Source organism: Leisingera sp. ANG-S5 (assembly GCF_000813925.1).
Classification (GTDB): Bacteria; Pseudomonadota; Alphaproteobacteria; order Rhodobacterales; family Rhodobacteraceae; genus Leisingera.
Window position 1 is genome coordinate 71,242 of the sequence record NZ_JWLH01000027.1, and the last position, 8,233, is coordinate 79,474.

The following is an 8,233-nucleotide window of genomic DNA, read 5'->3' on the forward strand; positions in this document are numbered from 1 at the left end:
CAAAGCCCTCTTCATCTTTCCGAAAATACTCCGGGGGTCCGGGGGCTGGCCCCCGGCGCGTCCGGATCATGCCCGCTCGAACCCGCGCGCAATCTCGTAATCGGTAACCACCCGGTCAAAATCCTCGATCTCCACTTCCGCCGCGCGGACGTAGTGGTCGACCACATCATCGCCAAGGGCCTTGCGCAGCATTGCTGAGCCTTTAAGAGCCGCCGCCGCATCGCGCAGGGTGCCCGGGATCATGCCGGTATCGCCCTGGTAAACATCGCCCCGAGTGGGGGCTTGCAGCTCCAGCCCTTCTTCGATGCCGGCAATGCCGGCCGCCAGCATGCCTGCCATCGTCAGATAGGGGTTCATGTCGGAGCCCGGAATGCGGCATTCGACGCGGATTGCCTTGGTCCCGTCGCCGCACAGCCGGTAGCCCGCGGTGCGGTTGTCCACAGACCAGATGATCCGGGTTGGCGCAAAGGTGCCCTTCATGAAGCGCTTGTAGCTGTTGATATAGGGCGCCATGAAGGCGGTGTAGTCGGGCGCGTATTTCAGCAGGCCCGCCATATAGTTCTTCATCAGCGCGGACATGCCTAGCTCGTCGCTCTCGTCAAAGAACGCAGGGCTGCCGTCCTGCCACAGCGACTGATGCACATGGGAGGAGGAGCCGACCTTGTCGTGACTCCACTTCGGAAGGAAGGTCACCGCGTGACCCTGTTGCTCGGCGATTTCCTTGACCGCGTGTTTGGCAATGGTGTGGAACTCTGCCGTGTCCATCGCCGCCGCGTATTTGATGTTCAGCTCTTCCTGGCCGGTCTCGGCCTCTCCCTTGGAGTTCTCGATCGGCAGCCCCGCATCCCACAAGTGGTTGCGGATCGGGCGCATCACATGCTCCTCGCGGGTTGTCTGCAGGATGTTGTAATCCTCGTTGTAGCCGGAGATCGGCTCGAGGTCGTGGAAACCCGAGCGGCGGATCTCGTCAAAGCTCCTGGCGAACAGGAAAAACTCCAGCTCGGTGGCGCACATGGCGTCGTAGCCCATCGCCTTCAGCCGGTTCACCTGCTTCTTCAGGATCGCCCGGGGGGAGTGGGAGACTTCCTCGTGGGTGTGGTGGTCCAGCACGTCGCACAGCACCATCACGGTGCCCTCCAGCCACGGCACCGGGCGCAGGGTGGCGAGGTCGGGCTTCATCACATAATCGCCGTAACCGCGTTCCCAGCTGGTCGAGGCATAGCCGTCCGGCGTCGCCATCGCCAGGTCGGTCGCCAGCAGGTAGTTGCAGCAATGGGTTTCCTCCCAGGCGCCGTTCACGAAATGCTTGGCATGGAAGCGCTTGCCCATCAGGCGGCCCTGCATGTCCACAAGGCAGACTAGAACAGTGTCTACGGTGCCATCGGCAACCTGATCCTTAAGAGTGTCGAAGGAGAGCATGAGCGGCCCTTTGTCTGTTGCGCGCAAAACTTTTCTTCAAAAGTTTTGGCAAATTCCTTGAGTAAGGAATTTGGCCCGCTTAGACGCAGGCCAAATTCCATGTTTCAGCGCTGGCCTCAGCCGTAACGGTAGGGACGGCCGGCCTTCTGCATGTCAGCGTTATACTTCTTGAAGATCTCCACAACCTTCGCCTTGGTTTCGGACTCGGCCGCGATTTCATCCCAGAATTTCACGGCCGCGTCTTCCACTTGCTGCCACTCGTTGTCCGGAATGGTGGTCAGCTTCATCTTGTCACCGTTCACGCGCAAGGATGCTTCGCCGCCCCAGTACCACCACTGGCGGTAATAATGCGACTGGTCGCAGCAGACGCGGAACAGGGTCTGCAGATCTTCCGGAAGCTCGTTCCAGCGGCCCTGGTTGGCAAAGAACGACCCCGCCCAGGCGCCGGAGATGTTGTTGGTCAGGAAGTAGTCGGTCACATCAGCCCAGCCGACGGTGTAGTCCTCGGTTATGCCGGACCAGGCGATGCCGTCCAGCTCGCCGGTCTGCACCGCAACTTCGATGTCCTCCCAGGGCAGGGTGACCGGCACCACGCCGAACTGGGCCAGGAAGCGGCCCGCGGTCGGGAAGGTGAAGACGCGCTTGCCCTTCAGGTCCGCCAGCGAGTTGATCGGGTCCTTGGTGGCAAAGTGGCATGGATCCCAGGCGCCGGCCGAGATGTGCTTGACGCCGACCTTGGAGTATTCCTCGTCCCAGATCTCGTTCAGGCCGTACTGGTTGAACAGCACCGGAACGTCCAGCGAGTAGCGGGAGGCAAAGGGGAAGTAGCCGCCGAACACGGTGACTTCGGTGGGCGAAGCCATCGAGTCGTCATCCGACTGCACCGCGTCGATGGTGCCGCGCTGCATGGCGCGGAACAGCTCACCGGTGGGGACCAGTTGATCGGCATAGTAAAGCTCGATCTGCATCCGGTCGCCGGCGATCTTGTTGAACATGTCGATGGCGGGTTTCACCACATGTTCAGCCAGCGCAGCACCTGCATAGGTCTGCATCCGCCACTTGATGGTGGACTGGGCCAGAGCCGGGGTGGCCAGCGGTGCCGCCATGGCGCCAACGCCGGCGGACTGAAGAAACTTACGTCTTGTTGTCATAATTCTCACTCCTTGTTGAAACATCCGGCCCCTTGGCAGGACTCTCCTTGGTTATTTTCCGTAGACATATTCCGGCAGCCACAGGGCGATTTGCGGGAAGATCATGATCAGGGCGAGCGCCAGCACCATCACTGCGGCAAAGGGGATGATCGAGACATAGATGTCCTTCAGTCCGATCTCCGGCGGCGCCATGGCGCGCATCAGGAACAGGTTGTAGCCAAACGGCGGCGTCATATAGGCGATCTGGGTGGTGATGGTGTAAAGCACCCCGTACCAGATCAGGTCGAAGCCAAGCGCCCCCACCAGCGGCACATAGAGCGGCGCCACGATCACCAGCATCGCGGTGTCATCCAGGAAGGTGCCCATCACGATAAAGCTCAGCTGCATCAGGATCAGGATCATCCAGGGGCTGAGACCCAGTTTGGTGGTGAACAGGTCCTCGATTGCCTTGACTGCACCTAGGCCGTCAAAAATGGCGCCAAAGGCCAGGGCTGCGAGGATGATCCACATGAACATGCAGGAGATGCCAAGCGTCGAGCGCACTGAGGTTTCGAACACCTCTTTGGTCATCCGCCCCTTCAGCACCGCCGCGATGAAGGCGGTCATGGCGCCGATGGCAGAGCTTTCCACCAGAGAGGTCCAGCCGTTCACAAAGGGCACCATCATCGCGGCAAAGATCGCCAGCGGCAGCACGCCGGAGAACAGCAGGCGGTACTTCTCCTTCATGAAAACGTCCTTGTAGAACATCGCGTTCTTGCGGGTCAGGAAGGAGAGGAGGCCGAGCGCCAGTGCCACGCCAAGCGCGGACTTGGTTTCCATAGCACCGGACAGGATCAAGAGCGGAACCAGCACCAGCGCACCCAGCACGATGTAGTTCAGGCGCAGCGGATGGTCGGTGACTTGTTCGTACTCAGCCAGATCTTCAGGGTGCATTGCCGGGCCGAGGTTCGGCTGCATCCGGGCGCGGACGTAGATGTAGATGATGAACATGGTGGCCATCAGCAAGCCCGGGATCACACCAGCCAGCCACAGCTGCCCCACGGGCTGGCGCGCGATCATCGCATATAGCACCAGCACCACCGAAGGCGGCACCAGGATACCCAGTGAGGAGCCCGCCTGAATGGTACCGGTCACCAGGATCTTGTCATAGCCGCGGCGTAAGAGTTCCGGCAGCGCAATGGTCGCACCAATGGCCATGCCAGCAACCGACAGGCCGTTCATGGCTGAGATCAGAACCATCAGGCCGATAGTACCGATGGCCAAACCGCCCTTAACCGGCCCCATCCAGACGTGGAACATCCTGTAGAGATCGTCGGCGATTTTCGACTCCGACAGCACGTAGCCCATGAAGATGAACATCGGCAGTGTCAGCAAGGGATACCACTTCATCAGCTTCATGGCGGCGGAGAAGGGGATCTCTACCCCGCCGGTGCCCCACAGGAGCATGCCCGCAACCGCGCCGACAAAGCCGATGGCGCCAAATACCCTCTGGCCGGTCATCAGCATGAGCATCATGCCGGCAAACATCACGATGGCGATCCATTCGTAGGACATCAGATTTCAACTCCGCGCAGGCGTCCGATATCCCGGAACAGTTCGGCAAGGCATTGCAGCAGCATCAGGAATACGCCGAAGCAAAGGATGGTTTTGACGGGCCACAAGAAGGGGCGCCAGGCGGTGGAACTGCGCTCCAGATAGCCGAGTTTTTCGCCTGCGGCGGCGGGGCCTTCGCTCAGCAGCGTTTTCAGCAGGTCCCAGAAGAACTGCAGCGGTTCCAGCCCGAAATAGCCGAGGGAATAGGCGGTTGAGCTGAGAGCGCCGTACATCAGGATCACCAGATAGGCGATCAGGAACAGCACGGTGAAAGCATCGACCATCGCCTTGGTCTTCGTGGACCAGGCCCCGTAGAACAGGTCCATCCGTACGTTTGACCCAAGCTGCATCGAGTAAGGGCCGCCCAGAATGTAATAGGCGACCATCACGAATTGCGCGGTCTCCAGCGTCCAGAGCGACGGGTTGAAGAAAGTCTTGGAGACCGAGGACCACAGAAGCACCCCGATCAGAGCAAAGATCAGATACATGGCAAAGCGGCCAATGGCGCGGTTCATCGCGTCGATGCCGCGGACGTAAGCCCGGATAATTCTAGGCATCTGGCCCTCCCTCTGCCGTCAGCGCGGCCAGGGCTGGGCGCAGCAATGTCAGCATTTCTTCTGCCATGGCCTCTTCTTCTTCTGGTGACGCCACCAGATCATTGCGGATCTCGATCATTACATTGGCCAGCCCATGCGCCAGCCCGTGGATTTTCAATGAATGGGTGACGCCGTCAGCCGGGCCATAGGGCTCGTTTCGTTCAACCCGGCGGTGCGGCAGGGCAGGGGCCTCTGCCAGCATCGCGTCTGCCAGGCGGCTGTCGTCATCGTGCAGGATGCCGATCTCCACCGCGCGCTGCTTGCCGAAATAGACTGGCGTAAAGCTGTGCATCGTGACCAGAACAGTCTGCAGCCCGGATTCTTTGCGGGCCTTGATCACCTCAGAAACGGCAGCGCAGAAGGGGTCATAAACCGTTTCAACCCGTTCCAGGCGCTGTTCTGCGGTCAGTCCCTTGTTGCCGGGAATTTCCACCAGTTCGGATTTCCCCGGCATTGCGCTGGAGGCCTCTGGCGGGCGGTTGCAGTCGTAGACCAGCCGCGACACGGTGCTGGCAACCATCGGGGCATCCAGCACTTTGGACATATGCAGGGCCACGGCCCGCGCGCCTGGGTCCCATGCGGCATGGCTCAGCCGGTCGGCCTCGCGCAGGCCCAGCCCGTCATAACGGGCGGGGATATTGCTGGAGGCATGCTCGCACAGAAGCAGGACCGGGCTGGTGCCGTTACGGTTCACCACCTCCACCGCGTCCTTCTGAGTGTGAGAATCACTCTCGTGCATGCGCCGCCTCCCTGCGAATTGGAAAAATGTTTCCATGAAGAGATATTTGTGTCAATATCTTTTCATGATCGGTTCCGGACAGGGATTCCTGAAACTTTCTTTTCAGGCCGGTTCCGGGGTAGAAAGTGTCTGTTCAAAAACAGGATTGCGCCGTTGTCGAAACCTCCTGCCACCGTTCGCGAGTTGATCCGCGAAAACTATTCCTCGCTCACTCAATCCGAACGAAAGTTCGCGAACTTGCTGCTGGAAAACTATCCTGCGGCCGGGCTGGCCTCGATCACCATCGTCGCCGGGAATGCTGAAGTGTCCACGCCGACGGTGGCCCGGATGGTGCAGAAACTGGGGTTCAAAGGGTATCCGCAGTTTCATCAGGCCCTGCTTAAGGAGCTGGAGGCCAAGGTTTCCGGTCCCACCAAGCGGCGCGACAACTGGGCCTCTGAGGCGCCCGAAGGCCACCTGCTGAACAGATTTGCACAGGCGGTGACTGACAACCTGCAGCAGACGTTCTCCAACATCGACTCCGCCCATTTCGACGCCGCGGTGCATCAGCTGGCCAACACTGAGGGGCGGCTTTACGTTGTGGGCGGGCGCATCACCCGGGCGCTGGCGGATTATGCCTTCACCCACTTCCAGGCGATCCGGCAGCGGGTCACCCATATGACGTCCTCATCCGCCACCTGGCCGCATTACGTTCTGGACATGGTTGAGGGCGATACGCTCCTGATGTTCGACGTGCGCCGCTATGAGACCAACCTGCAAAGATTGGCCGAGCTGGCCTCGGAGCGCGGGGTGAAGATCGTGCTGATCACCGATCAATGGGCCAGCCCGATTGCGTCGGTAGCCGAGCACACCTTCAACTGCTGGGTCGAAATCCCCTCGGCCTGGGACTCCAACATCTCCACCATGATGCTGCTGGAGGCGATGATTGCCGCCACCCAGGAGGAGAGCTGGGACAAGACCAAGGACCGCTATGACCGGCTGGATGAGCTGTTCGATATGACCCGGCTGTTCCGCAAGTTCTCCTGATCCGGCCAGGTTCTTCTGATCCGCCGCATGGACATTGCTCGCCGGTTGCGCCTTACTGATGGTATAGCCGGTTTCATTCAGGCAGGAGTATTCACATGCGTTTTTCCGGAATTCTGACAGCTGCCGCGGTGGCAGCAGTGATTGCCTCGCCCGCAGCTGCCAATCCGCTCAGCCGTATCCTGGCCAAGTCCGGGCTGACACCGCAGGACACCAACATCATGCGGCAGGCGGAGCAATCCCTGCTGGCTGAGGCGCAGGGCGGTAAACGGGCCAAGTGGAGCAACCCGGACAGCGGCGCGCACGGCGAGGTTCAGGTGGCGGGCAAGGAAGGCGACTGCGTTCTTTTGCAGCACCAGGCCTTTGTCAAAGACGATCAGACGCCAAAGCAGGCCCGCCGGAAATTCTGCCTTTCCGAAGGCAAGTGGCTGCTGTCCCAGTAAGGCCGCAGTGCCCCCCCCCCAGCAGCAGTTATTCCGAGGAAAAAGAGATGTCTGAAATTACCCGCAGCCACACCACCCAGCGCATGAGCCAGATCGTGACCCATGGCGATACCATCTATCTTGCAGGGCAGGTCGGCACCGCAGGCGCCAGTGTGGCGCAGCAGACCCAGGATTGCCTGGACAAGATCGACGCGCTGCTGGCGGAGGCGGGCAGTGACAAGACCAGAATCCTTCAGACGGTTATCTGGCTGTCTGACATGAGGGATTTTGCTGAGATGAACGCGGTCTGGGATGCCTGGGTGGCAGAGGGCCATGCCCCGGCGCGCGCCTGCGGCGAAGCGAAGCTGGCCCGCGAGGATTTCCTGGTGGAACTGATCGTAACCGCGGCCAAAGCCTAAGTTAGCCTTGGCTGGTATGGGAAAGGCGGGCAGGCAGCCCGCCTTTTCCTGATATTTTAGTCCAGAGCCGCGGCAGCCTTCCTAATGGCCGCTTCGGTCTGTTCCAGATCCTCGTCTGTCAGCGCCAGGCTGGGGTAGGTCTTGCCCGGCGATTTGAAGATGCCTTCCTGGCGCAGCACCTCGTTTTAGCGCTTGGTGCGTTCGGCTTTTCCGGCCTGGGTGTCCCGGTAATCGCATACTTTGGAATCTGTGAAAACGACCTCGTACACTGCAGGTTCACCTGCGATCTGGAACGGGACCCCGGCTTCTTCCAATGCTGCAACGGTCATCTGCATCAGCCTTTGGCCGATGCGGTTCAGCTGGTCATAGGTACCTTCGCCGCGCAAAACTTCCATGGTTTTCAGGCTCGCAACCGCCGCCACCTGATTGCCTTACAGCGTGCCCAGCTGCATCAGCCCGCCTTCAGTGCCCACTTCCGCCTTGTCGAAATGCCGCATGATGTCGGTGCGCCCCACGGTAGTTCCGCAAGCGAGGACATCTTTGGTCCCGTTCTCTCGGTCCTCAAGTTACAGTCCGAAGCCAAGGCGATCGGTATTGCCAGCTTCGCTGGATACAGGCCGGCTCGCGGTGTCTTTACCTGCGACCGGAGCTTGCCACCTGCTGTAGCCGCCAGATCTGCGCTGGCCTGGTTTTAATGATCAATGGGGCCGCTCGTGGCGTCTAGGCCGTCTTGGCAACTGCGAAACTCCGGCTGCGGCTGCGGAAAGGGCAGCGGAGCGCTTCCGGTTGGGGCTTCCGGGCTGGACTGGCCGAAGTGAAGCAGTGCGGAAGAGGGGCTTCGGCTCTGAACTTTCGATTCCTGGTTTTGGTT

General features: G+C 60.4%; 10 protein-coding genes. 3 read left to right on the forward strand and 7 right to left on the reverse strand.

The features are described from left to right. Positions 1 to 66: 66 nt before the first annotated feature. The 5 genes from RA25_RS21535 to RA25_RS21555 all read right to left on the reverse strand — a co-directional run bounded on the left by RA25_RS21535 (position 67) and on the right by RA25_RS21555 (position 5,498). Positions 67 to 1,419 (reverse strand): glutamine synthetase family protein, encoded by a 1,353-nt coding sequence (locus tag RA25_RS21535; protein WP_039174901.1) that lies wholly within the window; start codon positions 1,417 to 1,419, stop codon positions 67 to 69. A gap of 116 nt (positions 1,420 to 1,535) precedes the next feature. Next, positions 1,536 to 2,570: a TRAP transporter substrate-binding protein gene (locus RA25_RS21540; protein WP_019296721.1), complete on the reverse strand. Its 1,035-nt coding sequence runs from the start codon at positions 2,568 to 2,570 to the stop codon at positions 1,536 to 1,538. Between the two features lie 51 nt (positions 2,571 to 2,621). Next, entirely contained in the window at positions 2,622 to 4,124 is a 1,503-nt protein-coding gene (locus RA25_RS21545; protein WP_039149166.1) for a TRAP transporter large permease, read from the reverse strand. After that, positions 4,124 to 4,720, reverse strand: a complete 597-nt coding sequence (locus RA25_RS21550; RefSeq protein WP_039149163.1) for a TRAP transporter small permease subunit — start codon at positions 4,718 to 4,720, stop codon at positions 4,124 to 4,126. The genes RA25_RS21545 and RA25_RS21550 overlap by 1 nt, the downstream gene beginning before the upstream one ends. Beyond that, entirely contained in the window at positions 4,713 to 5,498 is a 786-nt protein-coding gene (locus RA25_RS21555) for an N-formylglutamate amidohydrolase (RefSeq protein WP_019296718.1), read from the reverse strand. The genes RA25_RS21550 and RA25_RS21555 overlap by 8 nt, the downstream gene beginning before the upstream one ends. 153 nt (positions 5,499 to 5,651) lie before the next feature. Here RA25_RS21555 and RA25_RS21560 point away from each other — a divergent pair, with 153 nt between their 5' ends. From RA25_RS21560 to RA25_RS21570, 3 genes are all read left to right on the forward strand, one after another. Continuing rightward, positions 5,652 to 6,524, forward strand: coding sequence for a MurR/RpiR family transcriptional regulator (locus tag RA25_RS21560; protein ID WP_019296717.1), 873 nt, complete (start codon positions 5,652 to 5,654; stop codon positions 6,522 to 6,524). A gap of 95 nt (positions 6,525 to 6,619) precedes the next feature. Next, positions 6,620 to 6,964, forward strand: a complete 345-nt coding sequence (locus RA25_RS21565) for a hypothetical protein (protein ID WP_019296716.1) — start codon at positions 6,620 to 6,622, stop codon at positions 6,962 to 6,964. A gap of 47 nt (positions 6,965 to 7,011) precedes the next feature. Next, positions 7,012 to 7,362: a RidA family protein gene (locus RA25_RS21570; RefSeq protein ID WP_019296715.1), complete on the forward strand. Its 351-nt coding sequence runs from the start codon at positions 7,012 to 7,014 to the stop codon at positions 7,360 to 7,362. A gap of 56 nt (positions 7,363 to 7,418) precedes the next feature. Here RA25_RS21570 and RA25_RS23445 read toward each other — a convergent pair whose 3' ends face one another. Both RA25_RS23445 and RA25_RS22265 read right to left on the reverse strand, forming a co-directional pair. Further along, the gene (locus RA25_RS23445; RefSeq protein ID WP_275041683.1) at positions 7,419 to 7,541 is read right to left on the reverse strand and encodes a hypothetical protein; all 123 of its coding nucleotides are present in this window, start codon (positions 7,539 to 7,541) and stop codon (positions 7,419 to 7,421) included. Between the two features lie 6 nt (positions 7,542 to 7,547). Then, entirely contained in the window at positions 7,548 to 7,757 is a 210-nt protein-coding gene (locus RA25_RS22265) for a hypothetical protein (protein WP_052254339.1), read from the reverse strand. Between the last annotated feature and the right edge of the window lie 476 nt (positions 7,758 to 8,233).

Coding starts and splice junctions, on each gene's coding strand:
- RA25_RS21535 (WP_039174901.1), bottom strand. CDS start 1,419: ATGCTCTCCTTCGACACTCTTAAGGATCAGGTTGCCGATGGCACCGTA.
- RA25_RS21540 (WP_019296721.1), bottom strand. CDS start 2,570: ATGACAACAAGACGTAAGTTTCTTCAGTCCGCCGGCGTTGGCGCCATG.
- RA25_RS21545 (WP_039149166.1), bottom strand. CDS start 4,124: ATGTCCTACGAATGGATCGCCATCGTGATGTTTGCCGGCATGATGCTC.
- RA25_RS21550 (WP_039149163.1), bottom strand. CDS start 4,720: ATGCCTAGAATTATCCGGGCTTACGTCCGCGGCATCGACGCGATGAAC.
- RA25_RS21555 (WP_019296718.1), bottom strand. CDS start 5,498: ATGCACGAGAGTGATTCTCACACTCAGAAGGACGCGGTGGAGGTGGTG.
- RA25_RS21565 (WP_019296716.1), top strand. CDS start 6,620: ATGCGTTTTTCCGGAATTCTGACAGCTGCCGCGGTGGCAGCAGTGATT.
- RA25_RS21570 (WP_019296715.1), top strand. CDS start 7,012: ATGTCTGAAATTACCCGCAGCCACACCACCCAGCGCATGAGCCAGATC.
- RA25_RS22265 (WP_052254339.1), bottom strand. CDS start 7,757: ATGGAAGTTTTGCGCGGCGAAGGTACCTATGACCAGCTGAACCGCATC.